17 protein-coding genes and 1 tRNA gene are annotated in these 19,510 nt (G+C 66.9%); 11 read left to right on the forward strand and 7 right to left on the reverse strand.

The window, feature by feature from the left end; translation table 11 throughout:
- Positions 1–44: 44 nt before the first annotated feature.
- The 4 genes from ACX9MO_RS13425 to pobA all read right to left on the reverse strand — a co-directional run bounded on the left by ACX9MO_RS13425 (position 45) and on the right by pobA (position 3,959).
- Positions 45–118 (reverse strand) — tRNA-Gly (locus ACX9MO_RS13425).
- Between the two features lie 379 nt (positions 119–497).
- A complete protein-coding gene (locus ACX9MO_RS13430) occupies positions 498–1,838 on the reverse strand; it encodes a sulfatase-like hydrolase/transferase (protein WP_462212204.1) in 1,341 nt (446 codons plus the stop codon).
- A 186-nt stretch (positions 1,839–2,024) separates the two neighbouring features.
- Positions 2,025–2,693, reverse strand: a complete 669-nt coding sequence (locus ACX9MO_RS13435; RefSeq protein WP_462212205.1) for a class I SAM-dependent methyltransferase — start codon at positions 2,691–2,693, stop codon at positions 2,025–2,027.
- A gap of 57 nt (positions 2,694–2,750) precedes the next feature.
- Positions 2,751–3,959, reverse strand: a complete 1,209-nt coding sequence (gene pobA / locus ACX9MO_RS13440; protein ID WP_462212206.1) for a 4-hydroxybenzoate 3-monooxygenase — start codon at positions 3,957–3,959, stop codon at positions 2,751–2,753.
- 134 nt (positions 3,960–4,093) lie between these two features.
- Between pobA and ACX9MO_RS13445 the strand changes: the two genes are divergently transcribed.
- Entirely contained in the window at positions 4,094–4,975 is an 882-nt protein-coding gene (locus ACX9MO_RS13445) for a helix-turn-helix domain-containing protein (RefSeq protein WP_462212207.1), read from the forward strand.
- A gap of 147 nt (positions 4,976–5,122) precedes the next feature.
- Here ACX9MO_RS13445 and ACX9MO_RS13450 read toward each other — a convergent pair whose 3' ends face one another.
- The 3 genes from ACX9MO_RS13450 to ACX9MO_RS13460 form a co-directional block, all read right to left on the reverse strand.
- Positions 5,123–5,386, reverse strand: a complete 264-nt coding sequence (locus ACX9MO_RS13450; protein WP_462212208.1) for a DUF6525 family protein — start codon at positions 5,384–5,386, stop codon at positions 5,123–5,125.
- Between the two features lie 32 nt (positions 5,387–5,418).
- Positions 5,419–6,636 carry a GTP-binding protein gene (locus tag ACX9MO_RS13455; protein WP_462212209.1) on the reverse strand — a complete coding sequence of 406 codons (1,218 nt, stop codon included), beginning with the start codon at positions 6,634–6,636 and terminating at the stop codon, positions 5,419–5,421.
- A gap of 293 nt (positions 6,637–6,929) precedes the next feature.
- Positions 6,930–7,424 (reverse strand): MarR family winged helix-turn-helix transcriptional regulator, encoded by a 495-nt coding sequence (locus ACX9MO_RS13460; RefSeq protein WP_222489197.1) that lies wholly within the window; start codon positions 7,422–7,424, stop codon positions 6,930–6,932.
- A gap of 166 nt (positions 7,425–7,590) precedes the next feature.
- Here ACX9MO_RS13460 and ACX9MO_RS13465 point away from each other — a divergent pair, with 166 nt between their 5' ends.
- From ACX9MO_RS13465 to ACX9MO_RS13510, 10 genes are all read left to right on the forward strand, one after another.
- Positions 7,591–8,394, forward strand: coding sequence for an enoyl-CoA hydratase/isomerase family protein (locus tag ACX9MO_RS13465; RefSeq protein WP_462212210.1), 804 nt, complete (start codon positions 7,591–7,593; stop codon positions 8,392–8,394).
- A gap of 143 nt (positions 8,395–8,537) precedes the next feature.
- Entirely contained in the window at positions 8,538–9,206 is a 669-nt protein-coding gene (locus ACX9MO_RS13470; protein ID WP_462212211.1) for an ABC transporter ATP-binding protein, read from the forward strand.
- Complete coding sequence (locus ACX9MO_RS13475; RefSeq protein WP_462212212.1) at positions 9,203–10,219, forward strand: ABC transporter ATP-binding protein; 1,017 nt, start codon at positions 9,203–9,205, stop codon at positions 10,217–10,219. Before ACX9MO_RS13470 ends, ACX9MO_RS13475 begins: the two co-directional genes overlap by 4 nt.
- A 23-nt stretch (positions 10,220–10,242) precedes the next feature.
- Complete coding sequence (locus ACX9MO_RS13480; protein ID WP_462212213.1) at positions 10,243–11,769, forward strand: ABC transporter substrate-binding protein; 1,527 nt, start codon at positions 10,243–10,245, stop codon at positions 11,767–11,769.
- A gap of 67 nt (positions 11,770–11,836) precedes the next feature.
- Positions 11,837–12,757, forward strand: a complete 921-nt coding sequence (locus tag ACX9MO_RS13485) for an ABC transporter permease (protein WP_462212214.1) — start codon at positions 11,837–11,839, stop codon at positions 12,755–12,757.
- Positions 12,754–13,659: an ABC transporter permease gene (locus tag ACX9MO_RS13490; RefSeq protein WP_462212215.1), complete on the forward strand. Its 906-nt coding sequence runs from the start codon at positions 12,754–12,756 to the stop codon at positions 13,657–13,659. The genes ACX9MO_RS13485 and ACX9MO_RS13490 overlap by 4 nt, the downstream gene beginning before the upstream one ends.
- Positions 13,660–13,724: 65 nt before the next feature.
- Entirely contained in the window at positions 13,725–14,825 is a 1,101-nt protein-coding gene (locus tag ACX9MO_RS13495) for a M24 family metallopeptidase (RefSeq protein WP_462212216.1), read from the forward strand.
- A gap of 90 nt (positions 14,826–14,915) precedes the next feature.
- Positions 14,916–16,430 carry a malonate--CoA ligase gene (locus ACX9MO_RS13500; protein WP_462212217.1) on the forward strand — a complete coding sequence of 505 codons (1,515 nt, stop codon included), beginning with the start codon at positions 14,916–14,918 and terminating at the stop codon, positions 16,428–16,430.
- Between the two features lie 182 nt (positions 16,431–16,612).
- Positions 16,613–18,154 (forward strand): acetolactate synthase large subunit, encoded by a 1,542-nt coding sequence (locus ACX9MO_RS13505; RefSeq protein ID WP_462212218.1) that lies wholly within the window; start codon positions 16,613–16,615, stop codon positions 18,152–18,154.
- A gap of 130 nt (positions 18,155–18,284) precedes the next feature.
- A complete protein-coding gene (locus ACX9MO_RS13510) occupies positions 18,285–19,367 on the forward strand; it encodes an Ldh family oxidoreductase (RefSeq protein WP_462212219.1) in 1,083 nt (360 codons plus the stop codon).
- Positions 19,368–19,510 lie beyond the last annotated feature (143 nt).

Consider the following 19,510-nt stretch of genomic DNA (forward strand, 5'->3'; position numbering starts at 1 on the left):
TTGGTGGAATTTATGTTTTGAAATCAAATATTTAGATGATTTCTTGGAGCGGGTAGCGGGAATCGAACCCGCACGACTAGCTTGGAAGGCTAGGGCGCTACCATTACACCATACCCGCGCTCCGAGGACGTGGTTTAAGTCACGCGAGCGCGGCGGTCAACCGGCTACGGCGGGGAAGCGCTGTCGATTGTCCGGCCCCATAAGGCAAACGCCCATGGCAAGAGGGCCGCCTCCGCGGAGGCGGCCCTTTCGGCGTTCGTGGCGTCGCAGGCTCAGCCGGCGGCTGCGGCCCCGGCCGTGGCCCGTGAGGCGTCATAGGGGGCGCCGTTCTCCTCCATCCAGCCAGCGGCATTGTCGAGAAATCGCCGGGCCATGCGACAGGCTTCTCGAAGGCGTTCCAGTCCTTCATCGCCGAGTATTGCCGGGGCGCGGGCTGGGCCGTCGATCAGGCGGGCCGTCCGCTGACGACATGACACCGTCCCGGCGTGGTGTAGCGGCTATTCCGCCGCCTGCGCCATGCCGGGCTCCATCCCGTACTCTCTCCGGCAGAGGTCATGGGCGGCCCGTATCCGGGCCCGGTCCGGGTGGTGCCACCGCAGGGGGCGGGTCTGCCACCAGTCGTCCTCGACATCGTAGAATTCGCTCGACCCGTCGCCGTAGAGGATGTGCCGGTAGCGCCCCTTGCGGATCGCGCTCGCGTCCTTGTGGAACGTCGGAACGGCCCGGTCCGGCGCCGAGGCGCCCTCCATCTGGGGCTTCAGGGATTGCCCGACGCTGCCCGGGATGGGCGGCTGGCCGAGGAAATCCATCACCGTGTTGCCCACGTCGATGAGGCCCACGGGATCGCGCACCACCTGCGCCTCCGGGGCCCGCGGATCGTGGATGATCAGCGGCACATTCGCGATCTGCTCCCACAGTCCGCCCTTGGTGAACCGCTGCCGGTCGCCGAGGTGCAACCCGTGATCGGCAAGGATGACGACCAGCGTGTCCTTGGCATGGGGCGAGGCCTTCAGCGCATCCCAGACCCGCCCGATCTGGTAATCGGCATAGGTGAGCGAGGAAAAGTAATTCCGCACGCTTTTCTTCCAGTAGCGCGCGCGGTTGGTATCGAAACTCTTGGGCGAGAGGGCTTCTCCGGCCTCGCTTTCGGGAAATCCGCCTTGCCACGCCTCGGGGCGTCGGAATTGCCGGACATCGTAGATATCCTTGAAATGGCGCGGCGTGATCCACGGGCCATGGGGGCTCTGGAAACCGACACCGCGATAAAACGGCACGGCGGGATCGTGGCTGCCCAGAAAGGCCATCGCCCGGGTGGCGACCTTGTTGCAATAGAGCTTGGCATCACCCTTCGGCGTCACGCTGGCAAGGCCGCTGCGGAAGCCGCCCATCTCGATGAGGCCGGGCACCTTGCGGTCGGGATAGAAGCGTTTGCGCCGGGTGGGGTTGTAGCCGGTGCGCGGATCAGAATGCAGGATCTCGTGGGCCCAGGCGGGCAGGGCGCGGTAGCCGCGCACGACCTTGCCGCCGGTCGAGCTGTAAAAGCCGTTCTGTTTCAGGGCGTAAGGCCAGAGGTTCCGGGGGCCGAACGCTTCGAGGTAATCGGCGTTGCGCTTTACGATGCCGGTCTGGTGCGGGGACAGGCCCGACATGAAACTGGCCCGCGAGGGGCTGCAGACCGGGGCCTGGCAATAGGCCGCCTCGAACCGGGTGGACTGGGCGCATATCCTGTCGAGGTTCGGGGTCTGAAGTGGCTGGCCAAAGGCGGTGCGGTAATGCCAATAGGCGACCGCGTCATCGAGGCAGATCAGCAGGACATTCCTGAGGTGTCGGGATGTCAATTTATGAAACCAATGCTCAATAGGGGCGCGGGCTAATCGCGCATTTTTCCTATTGGTAGGATTGAATTTCCGCTGATGCAACTGACAGGGGGCGATTTCGCGGGATCACCGGGGAGTGGTGGCAATTTCCGCAGCGTCATCGATCAGGGTGCAAAGGCATTCGGCACCAAGGCCCGCCTGATCACCTTATCCCTGCCGGGGGCGCGCCGTGAAGAGGACCTGCCCGCGGGGCAGCATCACGTCGCTCCGCGCGATCTGCCAGTATCCCTGCCCGGCGAGGTGGACCACGTCCTCCTCCAGCAGGTGATAGGGAGCGCGGGTGTCATGGGTCACCACCCCGTCGGGCTGCCGGTAGGGGGTGAGGGCGGTTTCGGCATCGGGGGCGAGGAACACCGTGAAGAGGAAGCTCTCCAGCCGCGGGAAACGCTCCAGCCGGGTGAGGGCGCGGCGCAGGTAGACCATCGGCAGATGCGGAAAGACCGCGAAGGCGATCGCATGGGTGATCGTCTCGGGCACGCCCGGGAAATCGAAGCGCGCATCCTCGATCAGTTGCGCGGGGTCGAGGCGCGAGGGATCCTCCAGTTCGGCCCGGTGCCCGGCCAGAAGGATGGCGCGCGAGGCATCGGTTGCCCAGTAGTGCCCGGGATCGAGATAGGGCACCGCCTTGCAGCCGAGCCGCAGCGACCCGGCCCCGATGTCGAGCAGGTGGTGATGGGGCAGCAGCCCCGCGTCCCGCAGGATCGCCATCTCGGCCCGGCCGGTTTCATCCCAGCGGCCGCCCACGATGTCGCGATGACGCCCGTTGCGGATCGCGGTTTCGTAGAAACCGGCCTTTTCATAGGGGTTCGAAGACAAGGCCGGGATCCGTGCTGAGGGGCTCAGGCGCCCCTTTCGCGCCCACGCCCGCGCAAGTCAAGCCTGCAGCGGGCGCGGGAGCGGCCTCTCCAGCGGCAGCCCCACGTAATTCTCGGCAATGCTGCGCGAGGCGGTCTCGGAGCTGACAAGGTAGGCGAAGTCCGCCCGTTGCATCTGCTTGGCGAAGGCCCCGTCCTCGGGGAACTGGTGCATCAGCATCGACAACTGCCAGGAGAAGCGTTCGCATTGCCAGACCCGGGCGAGGGCCTGCGCGGAGTAGGCCTCGATGCGGGCGTCGTTGCCCTCGTAGTGCGCTGTGAAGGCGCGGGCAAGCAGCCGCACATCCGCCACGGCGGCGTTCAGCCCCTTGGCGCCGGTGGGGGGCACGATATGGGCCGCATCGCCGGCAAGGAAGAGCGCGCCGTAGCGCATCGGTTCGGCCACGAAGGAGCGTAGCGGGGCGATGGACTTTTCGAACGAGGGGCCGGTCTTGAGATCGGCCGCCGCCTCGGGCCCGAGGCGGGTTGCGAATTCCTTCCAGAAGCGGGCATCGCTCCAGTCCTCGACCCGGTCGGTGAGATCGCACTGCACGTAGTAGCGCGAGCGGGTGGCCGACCGCATGGAGGCGAGGGCGAAGCCACGGGCGTGGTTGGCGTAGATCAACTCGTGGTTCACCGGCGGCTGGTCCACGAGGATGCCGAGCCAGCCGAAGGGATAGACCCGCTCGTATGTCTTCAGCACATCCGCCGGGATCGCCCGCCGCGAGACACCGTGATAGCCGTCGCAGCCCGCGATGTAGTCGCAGGTGACCTCGACCGCCTCGCCGTCCTTGGTGAAGCGCACCTGCGGCATGCCGCTCTTCAACCCGTCGAGGGTGACGTCCTCGACGTCGAAGTGGAAGGCCTGACCCTCCTCGAACCGCTTGTCGAAGAGGTCCTTCGTCACCTCGGTCTGGCCGTAGACCATCACCGACTTGCCGGTCAGCCCCTTGAGGTCGATGCGATGGCGCTGCCCGTCGAAGGCCAGTTCGAACCCCTCGTGGGGCAGGCCCTCGCGGTGCAGGCGCCCGGCGACGCCGGCCTCCTCCAGTGCGGTCACGGTGCCCTGTTCCAGCACGCCCGCGCGGATGCGCCCCTCGATATAGGCGCGGTCCTTGCGGTCCAGCACGATGGTGTCGATCCCGGCATTGGCCAGAAGCTGCGACAGCAGCAGCCCGCTGGGCCCTGCGCCGATGATGCAGACCTGTGTCTTCAGTGTTCGGGTCATCGCGGCTCCTCCCTCCAATGATGGGCCGAGGATAGCTGTTCCGGCGCGGCGGGGAATGACGGTGATGCGCAAAGAGTTGGAGTATCCGATCATTTCGGGGCATGAAGGGGCACGCTGCAAGGGACCGCCTCACCATGTCTCGCCTGATCCCGACCTATGAACTCTATGGAGAGCTCCTGTCCGGCGCGCTGTCCGACCCGGTGCACTACGAGACGATCTATGAGCGGAGCAGCAAGCTGGATTGGACAATCCGACTTCACCGCCATGGCCGGCTATTACAGGTCTTCCTGTTTCGCACGCCGGGGGTGCGGTTCCGGGCGGGCGATGTGGATCATCGCACGGCAGAGCCCTTCCTGCTGGTGGTGCCGCCCCATGTGCCCCATGGCTTCCGCTTTCCCGAGGACATGAACGGCGACGTGCTGACGATCCCGGTGACCGAACTGCCGGAGGATGTGCTGGGCCGGGTGCAGCAGGTGACGGGCGGCGTGGCCGGTCTCCTCGCGCGGTCCGCCACGGCCCGGTTCGACGATCTGGAGGCGCTCATGGGGCAGCTGCGCGGGGCCTATGGCGCCATGGGCAGCGAGCGGCCCGCGCTGCTGTCGGCCCTGAGCCACGCCATCGTGCTGACCCTGATCGAGGAGTTGCGCCGCACGGCGCGGGTCGACGCCGGGCCCGCCCCGGCAGAGCTGAGCCGCCACGAGGCGCAGGCACAGGCCTTCTGCGAGGCGGTGGAGCGCCGCTTTGCCGGGCCTGCCACCGTCGAGGACTATGCCCGGGAGATCGGTGTCTCGGCGCCGCATCTGACGCGCCTGTGCAGGCGGGTGCTGGGCACCTCGCCGAACGAGTTGGTGCGGCGGCGGCGGATGCTGGAGGCCAAGCGCCTGCTGAGCTACACCCGGCTCTCCGTCAGCGATATCGCGCATCGTGCCGGTTTTGCCGATGCGGCCTTCTTCAGCCGGACCTTCAAGGAGGCCTTTGGCGTGACGCCCTCGGAATACCGCCGCCGCTCTGACTGAGCCGTCGGACGGGGCCGGCCTCGCGCTGGCCTTCCCGATGGTGATCCTTACGCGAGATGCTCTCGGCCGGGGCGATCGGCGGGGCGCTGACGCGATCCCTCGAAGGGGGGCGGAGCAGACCGCCCGGCCCGTCGCCGTCGGGGGTACCTAGCTCCAGACGTCCGCATCCCGCGCCAGCTGCCTGCATTCGACCTGGGACAGGTAGCCTGCGGCCGCGGCGGCATCGCCGCCATTGGCCCGCAGGGCGCGGCGCCAGAGCCGCAGGGCCGAGCAGGGCGACCACGGCAGGGCGGCCTGCGCCAGCCAGTGCCGCAGTTCGGCCGGCAGCTGGTCGAAGGCGGCCATGGGATCGCCACGGCGCCGGCGTCGCCGCAGCCCGCTGCGGGTGTTGCTGTCCCGTCTGCGCATCATCTGCCCCGTCGGCTGTCTTGGGCTCTCCGGCCTCATGCCGCCTGCGGTGCGCGGCGCCAGCCCGGGAAGGGATCGGGCAGGTCTTCCCAGAGCTGGGGCAGGAACGCCTCCTCCGGGACAAGCGCCGCGTCGAGCCGCGCGGTGATGGCGGCGCGGTCCATGCCGGCACCGATGAAGACCAGCTCCTGCCGCCGGTCGCCGAAGGGCTCCTGCCAGTGCTGCGCGAGGTAGGCCCGGGCCTGCGGGTGATCCGGGCGGCGCTCTTCGGGGACGGTCGCCCACCAGTTGCCGAGGGGCCGCACGCTGCTCAACGCGCCGGCGAGCGAGAATTCCGCCAGCCAGTCGGGCCGGGTGGCGATCCAGAAGTGCCCCTTGGCGCGGATCACCCCCGGCAGGTCGCCGTTCAGCACGTCGTGGATCTTCTGCGGATGGAAGGGGCGCCGCGCACGGTAGACGAAGGACGAGACGCCGTATTCCTCGGTTTCGGGGACGTGATCCGCAAAGCCGTAGAGCTCCTTGGCCCACATCGGGTGCAGGTGCGCCTTCTCGAAGTCGAAGAGCCCGGTGTCGAAGATCTGGTCTCCCGGCACATGGCCGTAGTCAGTCTCCACGATGCGCGCGTCGGGGTTCAGCGCGGTGACGATCTTGCGCGCGGCGTCCAGCTTCCCGGGGCCCGCGTCGGAGACCTTGTTCAGGACCACCACGTCGGCAAACTCGATCTGGTCCACCAGCAGGTCCACCAGCGTGCGCTCGTCCTCCGGGCCGAGAGACTCGCCGCGGTCGCGGAGGAAGTCGTGGCTGGCGTAGTCCTTCAGCAGGTTCACCGTGTCGACCACGGTCACCATGGTATCAAGCCGCGCCACGTCGCTCAGGCTGGCGCCGCTCTCGTCCCGGAAATCGAAGGTCGCGGCGACGGGCAGGGGCTCGGCGATGCCGGTGCCCTCGATCAGCAGGTAGTCGAAGCGGCCCTCCGCGGCGAGGCGGCGGACCTCGATCAGCAGGTCGTCCCGCAGGGTGCAGCAGATGCAGCCGTTGGTCATCTCGACCAGCTTCTCCTCGGTATGGCTGAGGTCGGCCCCGCCGTCGCGCACGAGGTCCGCGTCGATGTTCACCTCGGACATGTCATTGACGATCACCGCGACACGGCGCCCGTCACGGTTGTTGAGCACGTCGTTGAGCAGCGTGGTCTTCCCGGCGCCGAGAAAGCCGGAAAGGACGGTGACGGGCAGGCGGGGATCCGGGGCGGGCATCTGAAACTCCGTTATGATATGTTATATCGTAACGTATAGGGGCGGAGCGAAGGGCTGTGCAACCCGAAATGCCGGGGCAATCGCGCATAGGGGGCGGTCGCCGCCCACCTCGCCAACGTGTTCAAATCTGAGCGGATGAGGTCCCGTGCTTGCTGGGGGGCGCCGATGACCGGCGCGGCAGAAGCGGTTCAGGCGCCCTGCAACGTCTGCCGAAGGGGGGCGCCACCCTAGGGCCGGGGGATGCCATCTCCGGCCTCGTCTGACCGGAGGTGCTGCGGGCGGCGTATCCCGGGCTAGACAGACGGCAGCGCATCGGCGCTGTCGTGGGCCGAGCGCAGGAGCTTGTCGAGGGTGGTGTTCAACAGCGCGATCTCCGACGGGTCGAGCACCGACAGGATACGCTCTTCGTTCTTGCGCGCGCGATGGATGATGGCGCGATAGATCTCCTTGCCGGAGGGCTGCAGCACCAGGTTCTTGCTGCGCTGATCGCCCGGGCTGGTCATCTGCTCCACATGGCCCTTCTTCTGCAGGCTGGCGATCGCCCGGCTCACGTTCATCTTGTTCATGCCGAAGACGTCGCAGATCTGTCTCGCGGTCACGCCGGGCAGGGCGTTGATGACCAGAATCACCCGCCATTCGTTCAGCGTCAGGTCAACTTCACTGGCGGTTCGCGCGTGGAATGGCGCGGAGATCAGGTTGTTGAGTGTGATCAGCCGCGCGAAGACGGACCGCCCGTGAACAAAGGCTTCCAGTTCGCTTGACGGGGCTTCGAGGCTCGGCCGATCCATTTTTGTCCCACTTCCCAATAGGTTCTGTCGCCTCTTTTTTAGGCGAGCGATCCGGCTGAGGCGAGCGGAAAAAAATGTTGACTAAATTTTTCAACCCGACATAGTAACAAATGTTACCAAGTTGCAGTTGTTGAAGTTGCAGCCCCCCTCAGGACGGAATCCAAAAGTGGCGATTGTCGAAACCGAGAAACGTGGCGAAGTCTTCATACTTCGTCTGAACCGGCCGGAGCGGCTGAACGCGCTCAACGCAGGCCTGTGGAGCGCGATGGCGGATGCCTTCCTCGCCTTCCAGGAGTGTCGCGAGACCGAGGTCGCGATCCTGACGGGGGCTGGTCGTGCCTTCTGTGCGGGCGAGGACCTGAAGGAAGCGCACGAGCTGGGCAAACCCGGGGGCCGGGGCCCGCGTGCCGACGATCCGTTCTTCTGGCGCCGGATGGAAAAACCGGTGATCGGGGCGCTCAACGGGCACGCCATGGGCGGTGGCTTCATGCTGGCGGAGCGGACCGATCTGCGTCTTGCCGTGCCGGGCGCGCTGTTCGAGGTGTCGGAAGCGAAACGCTGGCTGGTGGGCGGCTTCGAGCATGGCCACATCGCCAATCTTCCCCATGCCATCGCGACCGAGATGGCTTTGGGCTTCCGCTTTCCTTCGGAACGTCTATATGAACTCGGGTTCATTAATCGCATCGTCGCCCCGGAGGCCCTGATGGGGGCCGCGATGGCCATGGCGCAGCAGCTTCTCGATCTGCCGCCGGCCTCCCGGGTCAACACGATGCACATGATGCGTGAACTGCGGCCTGCCCTCACTGCGGACCAGAAGACGCTCGGCGCCGAGCTGAAAAACCACGGCGCCAAGAGCGATCTCGTGGAAATCCGCGCGGCGTTCGTCGAGAAGAGGCGGCCGAATTTCAAGGGCTGGGACCGGCCCGAAGACCGTTACGAGTTACCCGTGCTGAAGAAGACCACTGTCTGACGCAGCGGGGGAGGAGTTGAGTATGAAACCGGAAGACAGAACGGGTCCGCTGTGCGGACTCCGGGTCATCGACCTGACCGAGGTGATGGCCGGACCCCTGTGCACCATGGTGCTGAGCGACATGGGCGCGGAGGTCATCAAGATTGAGCGCCCGGGGCGCGGGGATCCGTGCGCACCGCAATGTCTCCCGCAAGGAGGCGATCGACCTGGCCGCCGACCTGCTGAACAAGGTGCACATCCCGTCACCGCGCCAGCGACTGAAGGAATACCCGCACCGGATGTCGGGCGGGATGCGGCAGCGGGTGATGATCGCGATGGCCATGGCCTGCGAGCCGCGCCTCCTGATCGCCGATGAACCCACGACCGCGCTGGACGTCACGATCCAGGCCCAGATCCTCGATCTGATCGAGGAGCTGAAGGCGGAAACCGGCATCGCGGTGCTGATGATCACGCACAACTTCGGCCTCGTGGCCGAGACCGCGCAGCGCACGGCGGTCATGTATGCCGGCCGGATCGTCGAGGATGCCCCGACGAAGGACCTGTTCCGGGCCCCCACGCATCCCTACACCCGCGGCCTTCTCAAGGCGATGCCGCGCCTGGGGAGCAAATCGGCCGCCACGCGCGGGAAGCTGCCCGAGATCCCGGGCATCGTGCCCAAGCTGACCGGCGATCTGCGCGGCTGTGCCTTTGCGCCCCGCTGCCCCCATGCGACGCAGACCTGCTGGTCCGACGCCCCCCTCCCGATCGAAGTCGCGCCCGGACATCTCGTGCGGTGCCGCCCCGATCTGATTGCCAGCGAGTATCCCCAATGACCCAGCCGCTTCTCGAAGTCCGCGACCTGAAAAAGAGCTTCACGGTCAAGACCGACCTGTTCGGGCGGCCCACGGCCCAGGTGAAGGCGCTTGATGCCGTGTCCTTCACGCTCAACGCCGGCGAGACGCTGGGGCTGGTGGGGGAATCCGGCTGCGGCAAGTCGACGACCGGCCGCGCGGTGCTACGGCTGATCGAGCCCGACAGCGGCAGCGTGCGCTTTGACGGCAAGGAGGTGACCTCCCTCAGCCCCGCGGAGATGCGCCCGCTGCGCCGCGAGATGCAGCTGGTGTTCCAGGATCCCTATTCCTCGCTCAACCCGCGCATGACGATCCGGCAGATCCTCGAGGAGACCTACATCGTGCACGGGGTGGGGACGCGTGACGAACGCCGCGACCGCATCGAGTCTGTGCTCGACAGGGTGGGCATCCGTCCCGACCAGATGGACCGGTTCCCGCACGAGTTCTCGGGCGGGCAACGGCAGCGGATCGGCATTGCCCGCGCCCTGATGCTGAACCCCAAGTTCATCGTAGCGGACGAACCGGTCTCGGCGCTTGACGTGTCGATCCAGGCGCAGGTGCTGAACCTGCTGACCGACATCCAGGACGAGTTTGGCATCGCCTTCCTGTTCATCGGCCATGACCTTGCCGTGGTGGAACATATCAGCCACCGGATCGGCGTCATGTACCTCGGGCGGATGGTCGAGCTGGCCTCGGACACGGATCTCTACGCCACTCCGCTGCATCCATATACGCAGGTCCTGCTCGAGGCGATCCCCTCCATGGATCCCAACATCAAGCCGGCGCGCGCCAGCCTGCGCGGCGAGGTGCCCAGCCCGCTGTCGCCGCCCAGCGGATGCCACTTCCACACCCGCTGCCCGCACAAGAAACCGATCTGCGAACAGCTTGCCCCGCCGCTGGCCGAAGCCGCCCCGGGCCACATGGTCGCCTGTCACCTTTATTCAACCGCCACCGCATCGCCCGTGATCGAGGAAACATCGACCGAGCGTGCGTGATCTCAGAAGCAGGGAGGAACCACATGAAAATCCGCAAGAGACTACTGTCCAGTGTCGTGGCCAGCATGGTCGCGCTGTCCGCAACGGCGAGCCTCGCCGAGGGACCCAAGAGCGGGGGCAACCTCGTCTACCTGACGGGGACCGATGCGCAGACGCTCGACGCGCATTTCGCCGCAGACAGCATTTCCGGCCGCGCGCTGGTGCTGATCCACGAACCGCTGGTCTTCCCCGACGAGGAAGGCGTGGCGCAGCCTTACCTCGCGGAGAGCTGGGAACTGGGCGAGGACAACGTCACCTGGACCATGAAACTGCGTCAGGGCGTGACCTTCCATGACGGCACGCCGTTCAACGCCGAGGCGGTGAAGTACAACTTCGACCGCATCATGGACGAGAAGACGGGATCGCCGCGCCGGGCCCGGTCGCTGGTGATCAAGGAAATCAAGGTGATCGACGACTACACGATCACCTTCGAGACCCACGAGCCCTACGCCCCCTTCATCAACTACCTGACCGGCTACAACCTCGCGATGATGAGCCCGGCGGCGCTTGCGGAACACGGCGACCAATACTCGCGCCATCCCGCCGGCACCGGGGCCTTCAAGCTGAAGTCCTGGACCTCCGGCGAGTTGATGACCCTCGAACGCAACCCCGACTACTGGGGTGGCGAGGTCTACCTCGATACCGTCGAGATCAAGATCGTCCCCGAGGATTCCTCCCGCGTCATCTCGCTGATGGCAGGTGAGGCGGACGTGGTGGCGAACGTGCCGCCGATCCTGCTGAAGCGCCTGCAGAACGACGAGAACGTCAAGGAAGTCCGCGCCGATGGCTTCCGCACGATGTATCTCGGGCTGAACAACACGCTCCCGCCCTTCGACAACCGGCTGGTGCGCGAAGCGATGCAATATGCCGTCGATGCAGATGCACTGGTCAAGGGCGTCCTCGGCGGTGTCGGCCGCACCGGCGGCACCTTCTTCTCGCCCGCGCTGCCCGGCACCATCGACCTGCCGGCGACGACCTACGATCCCGAGAAGGCCAAGGCCCTGCTGGCCGAGGCTGGCTACCCCGACGGGTTCGAGACCACCTTCTATGCGCCGACCGGCCGCTACCTGATGGACCGCCAGATTTCCGAGGCGATCCAGGCCCAGCTGGCCGAGGTCGGCATCAAGGCGCAGATCCAGTCGCCTGACTTCGCCGCCTTCCTGGCGACGCTGCGCGAGGGCGAGAAGGCCGCGATGTTCTTCATCGGTCTGGGCAGCCCGACCGGCGATCCCGGCCTGTCGCTCGACGGCGTGCTGAAGTGCAACGCCGGGTCGAACTTCTGGAAGTACTGCAACGCCGAGCTTGATGCGCTGATGCTGACCCAGCGGGACGCGATGGACTTCGACAAGCGCGAAGCGATCCTGACCGAGGTGTTCAAGAAGGTGCGCGAGGAAGTGCCCTCCGTCGTCCTCTACTACGAAGAGCAGGTCTTTGCTGCGCGCAAGAACGTGCACGGGGTGCAGGTTCTCGGGAACGAGGACATCGTCCTGAGAAGCGCCTGGAAAGACTGATCTGCCTGTTCGGCCGGCCGGCCTCAGGCCGGCCGCCTCCAACCTCTCCAACCGTGGTCCCTCCCAAATGACAACGTTTCTGTTACGCCGCATCCTGCAGCTTGTTCCTGTTCTCTTCGGGGTCTCGATCGCGGTCTTTGCAATGATCCATGCGATCCCCGGCGATCCGGCCGAAATGGTCGCGGGGATTGATGCAACGCCCCACGACGTCGAGATCGTGCGCCAGCGTCTCGGCCTCGACCAGCCGCTGCTGCAGCAATACCTGATCTTCGTCGGCAACGCGCTGACCGGCGACTTCGGCACCTCGTTCCGCACCGGCCTGCCGGTCTCCGAGGAGATCATGCCGCGCTTTTACAACACGATGGTCCTGAGCGTTGCTGCCCTGATCATCTCCGTGGTGGTCGGCTTCGTCTCCGGCGTCGTGTCGGCGGTCTGGAAGTTCTCGATCTTCGACAACGTCAGCCTGCTGGTCTCGCTGATCGGCCTCTCCATGCCGCCGTTCTTCCTCGGCCTCGTGCTGCTGATGGTGTTCTCGGTCGATCTGGGCTGGTTCCCGATGTCCGGCATGGGCGACTGGCGCCACCTGGTGCTGCCGGCGGTCACGCTGGGCCTGCCGAGCGGCGCGGTCGTCGCCCGGATGACCCGGTCGAGCCTGATCGACGTGCTGGATCAGGACTACATCCGCACCGCCCGGGCCAAGGGCCTGCCCGAATATACCGTGGTAAACAGCCATGCCGTGCGCAACGCGCTGATCCCGGTGATCACCATCGTCGGCCTGCAGATGGGCTTCCTCCTCGGCGGTGCCGTGGTCTGCGAGTCGGTCTTCGCCTGGCCCGGCATCGGACGCCTGACGGTGCAGGCGATCCTCGCCCGCGATTTCCCGGTGATCCAGGCCTCCGTCCTGCTGCTCGCCGTCATCTTCGTCGTCGTCAACTTCCTGACCGATCGTCTCTACGGCGTCTTCGACCCAAGGATCAAAGTCCAATGAGCAACGCTGTCCTCTCGGCCGCCAAGGCCAAGCCCGCCGCCCGCCCGCTGTCGCCGCGCATGGCCTCTTGGCGCCGCACCTTCCGCCAGCTGCGCCGGTCGCGCCTCGCCATTCCGGCCGGCTGTGTGCTCCTCGTCTTCGTGCTGGTGGCGCTCTTCGCCCCGCTGATCGCGACCCATGACCCGTTCAAGAATGACCTCGCCAATGCGCTCCTGACCCCGAGCAGCGCGCATTGGATGGGCACCGACGAACTGGGCCGCGACCTGTTCTCGCGGATCGTCCACGGCGCGCGGCTGTCCTTCATGGCCGGCATCGCCTCGGTCGCGATCTCGATGCTGATCGGCGTGCCGCTGGGGATGATCTCCGGCTATGTCGGGGGGCGCGTCGATGCGGTGATCATGCGCGTCATGGACGTCATCCTGGCCTTCCCCGGCGTGCTGCTGGCGATCGCGATCATCTCGATCGCCGGGGCGACCTTCACCAACGCCGTCATCGGCGTCGCGGTCAACACCGTGCCGATCTTTGCCCGGGTGGCCCGCGGCAGCACGCTGTCGGTGAAGGAAGAGGCCTATATCGAGGCCTGCCGCGCCCTGGGGACCAGTGATTTCCGGATCATCTGGCGTCACATCCTGCCCAACATCAGCGCAAGCCTCTCGGTGCTGGCGACGCTGCGGGTCGGGATCTCGATCCTCGTGGTGGCCTCGCTCAGCTTCCTCGGGCTCGGGGCGCAGGCACCGCTGCCGGAATGGGGCGCAATGCTGTCCAACGGCCGCACCTACCTGTTGATCGCGCCGCATCTGGTGCTCTTCCCGGGCGTGGCGATCATCGTCCTCGTGCTGGCAATCAACCTCTTCCAGGACGGGCTGCGCCTCGCGCTCGACCCGAAGTCCGCAAACCGCTGACCCTCCACCCTACCTCCAACGGCCCGGGTTTCGGGCCAACCTACGACACTTGCAGGAAAGTACTCATGGCAAACGCACGCCTTCAGCACCTCAAAGACCTCACCCGCGACGCGGGGCTCGACTACTTCGTGCTCTTCATCGGGCCGAGCCTGCGCTACTTCACCGGTCTTCAGAAGAAGATGACCGAGCGCCCGACCTTCTACATCGTCAACCCGAACGGCAAGGATGCGCTGTTCATCTCCGTGCTCGAGCGTGACTATGCCCGCAACGTCCTGGGCGACGATTGCGAGTACCACTTCTACACCGACCTTAGCGGTCACGCCGGGCCCTTCGCCGAGTTCGCCGAGGCCATCGGTTTCGACGGCAAGCAGCTGGCGATGGAGTACATGCACAGCCGTGTTTTCGAGCACCAGATGATCATGGGCGAGGCGCCCAACGCCCGGATCGTCGATGGCGCGCATCTCACCGCCGAAGTGCGCATGTGCAAGGATGCCTCCGAGATCGAGAAGATGCGCCGCGCCATCGAGATCACCGAGGCGTCGATCAACGCGATCCTGCCGCTGATCAAGGAAGGCGCGACCGAGCGCCAGATCTCGCTGGCGAACATGAACGAGATGATCAGCCGCGGCAGCGAATTGACCTGGAAGTTCCCCAGTGTGATCTCGGGCGCGCGCTCGGCCGCGCCGCACAACCGCACCTCGGACCGCCCCTTCGAAAAGGGCGACATCGTGATGATCGACACCGGTGCCGTCTACGAGGGCTACACCGCCGACATCACCCGCACCTTCGCCCTCGGCAGCATCGATCCCGAGCTGGAGAAGGCCTATGAGGTCGTGAAACAGGCAAACGAAGCCGTCATGACCCTCAAAGCCGGCGGCATGACTGCAAGTGTTCTGGACCAGACCGCGCGGGATATCCTCGTGGGCAGCGGCTACGAACACGCCATCATGCACCGGACCGGCCACGGCATCGGCATGGAAGGCCACGAAGCCCCCTACATCGCGATCGGCAACGAGATGGTGCTGCGCGAAGGCTTCATGTTCACGGTCGAACCCGGCCTCTACTTCCAGGGCAAGGGCGGCATCCGCATCGAGGACAACGTGGTGATCGCCAATGGCGGCCTCGAGCAACTCACCACCTTCACCAAGGATCTCATGATCCTCTGAGACGGCAAAAGTGGCACCGGGGGCGCAGCCGTGCCCCCGGTGTGATCCCGCGCGCCCGCGCCATCCCCCCCAACCTCCGGCAGCACCCTCATGACCAATATCCTGTTCGACGGCCTTTTCGCCGCGCATGCAGACGCCACCACGCCCTTCCTCCACCTTCCCGGCGGAGAGGTCCGGACCCACGCCGACGTCCTGCGGGCTGCCGCCCGCTACGCCAACGCCATCGCCGCGCTCGGGGCACAGCCGGGCGACCGCGTGGCGCTGCAGGTCGAGAAGTCGCCCGAGGCGCTGGAGGTCTACGCGGCCTGCGTGATGGGTGGCTTCGTGTTCCTGCCGCTGAACACGGCCTATACCGCGGCCGAGATCTCCTACTTCGTGGCGGACTGCGCGCCGCACCTGCTGATCTGCGATCCCGCCCGCCGCGAGACGCTCGCCACGGCGCTGTCCGAGACCGACATCCGGCTCGAGACGCTCGATGCCTCCGGTCAGGGCTCGCTCAGCGATCTGGCCGCCGCGGCGCCGGAGACCTTCACGCCGGCGGAGCGCGGCACCGACGATCTGGCGGCGTTGCTCTATACCTCGGGCACCACGGGCCGCTCCAAGGGCGCGATGCTGAGCCATGGCAACCTGCTCAGCAACGCCGAGACGCTGACCCGGCTCTGGCGCTTCACCGGCGAGGACCGGCTGCTGCACGCGCTGCCGATCTTCCACAGCCACGGGCTCTTCGTGGCGACCAACGTCATCCTCAAGGCGGGGGCCGCGATCGAGTTCCTGCCGGGCTTCGACCGGGATGCGGTCATCGAGGCTCTGCCGCGCTGCACGGCGATGATGGGCGTGCCCACCTTCTACACCCGCCTTCTGGGCGACCCGCGCTTCACCCGCGATCTGGCCAGCCACATGCGGCTCTTCATCTCGGGCAGCGCCCCGCTGCTTGCGGAAACCCACGATGCCTTCTCGGAGCGCACCGGGCACCGCATCCTCGAGCGCTACGGCCTCACCGAAACCAGCATGAACACCTCCAACCCCTACGACGGCGAGCGGCGTCCGGGGACCGTCGGCTTCGCGCTGCCGGGCGTCGATCTGAAGATCACCGATCCGGAGAGCGGCGCGACGCTGGAGCAGGGCGCCATCGGCATGATCGAGGTCCGCGGCCCCAATGTCTTCAAGGGCTACTGGAACATGCCCGAGAAGACCGCGGAAGAGCTGCGCGCTGACGGGTTCTTCATCACCGGCGACCTCGGGCGTATCGACGAGGCGGGCTATGTCCATATCGTCGGGCGTCAGAAGGACCTGATCATCTCGGGCGGCTACAACATCTACCCCAAGGAGATCGAGACCCTGCTCGACGGTCTGCCGGGGGTTCTGGAAAGTGCCGTCGTCGGGGTGCCCAACGCCGATTTCGGGGAATCCGTGCTGGCGCTGATCGTCGCGAAGGACGGCTGCCAGCCCGACGTCGACCTGCTGACCCACAGCGTTGCCGCCAACCTTGCCCGTTTCAAGCATCCGCGCCGCATCGTCGTCGTGGACGAATTGCCCCGCAACACGATGGGCAAGGTGCAGAAGAACATCCTGCGCGACACCTACAAGACCGCCCTCGACGCCTGACCCGGCCTTGGGGCCGCGTCTTTCGGGGGGCTCCCAAGCCGCTCCCCGGACCGGGTCCGACCCCTGCGGGGGACGGCCCGGCAAGGGCGGCCTCATGCGCGCGGGGCAGGGCGGGCGGATAAACCCGGTCGCCCCGGCGGTGGCAGGCTCCTCTTATTGACCTACTGGGAAGACACTGACTGATGAATGGCGCTGAAAGCCTCGTAAACACCCTCCTTTCCTCCGGTGTCGACACCTGTTTCGCGAACCCGGGCACCAGCGAGATGCACTTTGTCGGTGCGCTCGACCGGATCCCGGGGATGCGCTGCGTCCTCGGATTGCAGGAGAACGTCGTCACCGGCATGGCGGATGGCTACTACCGGATCGCGGGCAAGCCGGCCTGCACGCTGCTGCACTGCGGGCCGGGGCTCTCGAACGGGATGGGCAACCTGCACAACGCCCGCAGGGCACGGGCGGGGATCGTCAACATCGTCGGGGATCAGGCGACCTATCACCGTCCCTTCGACGCGCCTCTCACGGCCGATACCGAGGGCATGGCCCGTACGGTGTCCCATTGGGTGCGTACCACGACCCGGGCCGAGGATGTCGGGCGCGACGCGGCTGCGGCGGTCCAGGCGGCCAGTGCCCTGACCGGGCAGATCGCAACGCTGATCCTGCCGGCGGATGCCTCCTGGGGGCAGGGCGGGGCCGTGGCCGGGAAACTGCCGGTTCCGGCGCCCGCGCCGATCGACCCGAACGCGGTGGAGACCGCCGCGCGCCTGCTGCGCAGCGGCGAGAACGTCCTGCTGCTGCTGGCGGACCGGGCCACCCATGCCCCGGCGCAACGGCTGGCCTGGCGGGTGGCCGTGAAGACGGGCGCCAAGCTTCTTGGCAGCTATTCGAACGCGCATATGCAGCGCGGGCGTGGCCGGCTGGCGCTGGACCGGATTTCCTACGGGGTGGATGCGGCGATCAGTGAACTGGCGTCGTTCAAGCACATCATCCTCGTCAATGCGGTGCCGCCCGTGGGGTTCTTTGCCTATCCCGACAAGCCCTCCACCCAGTATCCCTCCGACGCAACGCTCCATGTCCTGTCCCGTCCCGATCAGGATCCGGTCGCGGCGCTCGAGGCGCTGGTCGAGGCTTTGGGGGCAAGCGATGTCGCGCTCCCCGATCCGGGCCCATGCCCCGAGGTCGTGACCGGTGCGCCGACGCCGGAAGGTCTGGCGCGGGTCGTCGCCGCCGTCATGCCGGAGCAGGCCATCATCTCGAATGAGAGCATCTCCTTCGGGCGCGATTTCGACCGGTTTACCCATGCGGCGCCGGCCCATGACTGGCTCAACCTCGCGGGGGGCGCGATCGGGGACGGTCTGCCGGTCGCCACCGGTGCCGCGATTGCCGGCGGGCCCGACCGCCGCGTGATCAGCCTGCAGGCGGACGGCTCGGCGATGTATTCGCTTCAGTCGCTCTGGACCCAGGCGCGCGAGAACCTGCCCTGCACGACGGTCCTGCTGAACAACCGCAAGTACAATATCCTGATCGGGGAATACAAAAACGTCGGCGCGACGCCGGGCAAGACCGCGATGGACATGCTCGATCTGGGGAACCCGGACATCGACTGGGTTCGGATCGCCACCGGCATGGGGGTCGAGGCCGCCCGCGCCACGACCCTCGAGGAGTGCGCCGCGCTGATGAAGACCAGCTTCACGCGCAAGGGGCCCTTCCTGATCGACCTGGTGATCTGAGGCCGCCCCGACACCTGCCCGGCAGCCGCCCGGCGCTCCCGCAAGCGCCCCGGGCGACTGGCGGTGCGCATCCATCTGGAACCACGGCCGGACCATGCGAGGGTCCGGCACAAGCTCAAGGAGATATCCCATGGCGTCACAAGAGATGGCGAGCGCCGCTGCGCGGACCTACGAGGCTAAGGCGCTGGACCGGTTCCTGCGCGCGGCACTGCAGGCCGCGGGCGCCGATACGGCGACGACCGATGCCGTCACCCGCGCGCTGATGCACGGCTCGCTCTTCGGCATGGACACCCACGGGGTGCGGCTGCTGCCGCATTACCTGCGGGCGATCCGGGGCGGGCGCGTGAACGCGACGCCGTCCCCGGCACTGGTGGAGGATTTCCATGCCGTGGGCGTGCTCGACGGGGATGACGGGCATGGCGCCCTCAACGCCTATGTCGCGGCCGATATCGCGATCGACAAGGCCCGGCGCTTCGGCATCGGCGCGGTCTCCATCCGCCGCAGTTCGCACTTTGGACCTGCGGGCGCTTTCGCCCTGCACATCGCCGAGGCGGGGATGGTCGGGCTCGCCATGTGCAATTCGGATTCGTTCATGCGTCTTCAGGACGGGGCGCAGCGGTTTCACGGCACCAACCCGCTGGCCGCCGCAGCGCCGGTTGCGGGCGGGCATCCGTGGCTGCTCGACATGGCGACCAGTTCGATCCCCTTCAACCGGGTCCGGCTGATGGCCAGCCTCGGCCTGGACCTGCAGCCCGGGGTCGCCTCGGACCATGGCGGCGTCGATACGACCGACCCGCACAGCGCCGTCATGCTCGCCCCCATCGGCGGGCCGCAGTACGGCTACAAGGGTGCCGGCATCGCCGGGCTGGTGGAGATCCTCTCGGCCGTGCTGGGGGGCGCGCTGCTGAGCCCGCAGATCGCGCCGATGGTGTCCGATGACATGAGCACGCCGCGCAATGTCGGGGCCTTCGTGCTGGCCATCGACCCGGAGGCTTTTGGCGGGCGGGAGGTGTTCCTGACCGCGATGCAGACCTACCGGGACCTGCTGCGTGGCTCGGCGACTGTCGAGGGCGGGACCGTGCGGGCGCCGGGCGACCGCGCGTTTGGCGACGCCGATCGCCGCCCCCGCGACGGTGTGCCAGTCGACCCCGATACGATCGCGGCCTTCGCAGAGATCGCGCGCACATACGGCCTGCAGGCGCCGCAGGGCTGACCCGCGCGGGATGTCCGGCAAGCTGGCTGGTCCTCGCGACTTTCGATCCCGCAGGCCGGCCCGGTTCCCCGGGCCGGCCTATTCGTGTCCTGTCGGTCGTGTGACGAACAAAGGGCGCGACCCCGAGGCCGCGCCCTTGCATG

It is taken from the genome of Pseudooceanicola profundus (assembly GCF_054919315.1).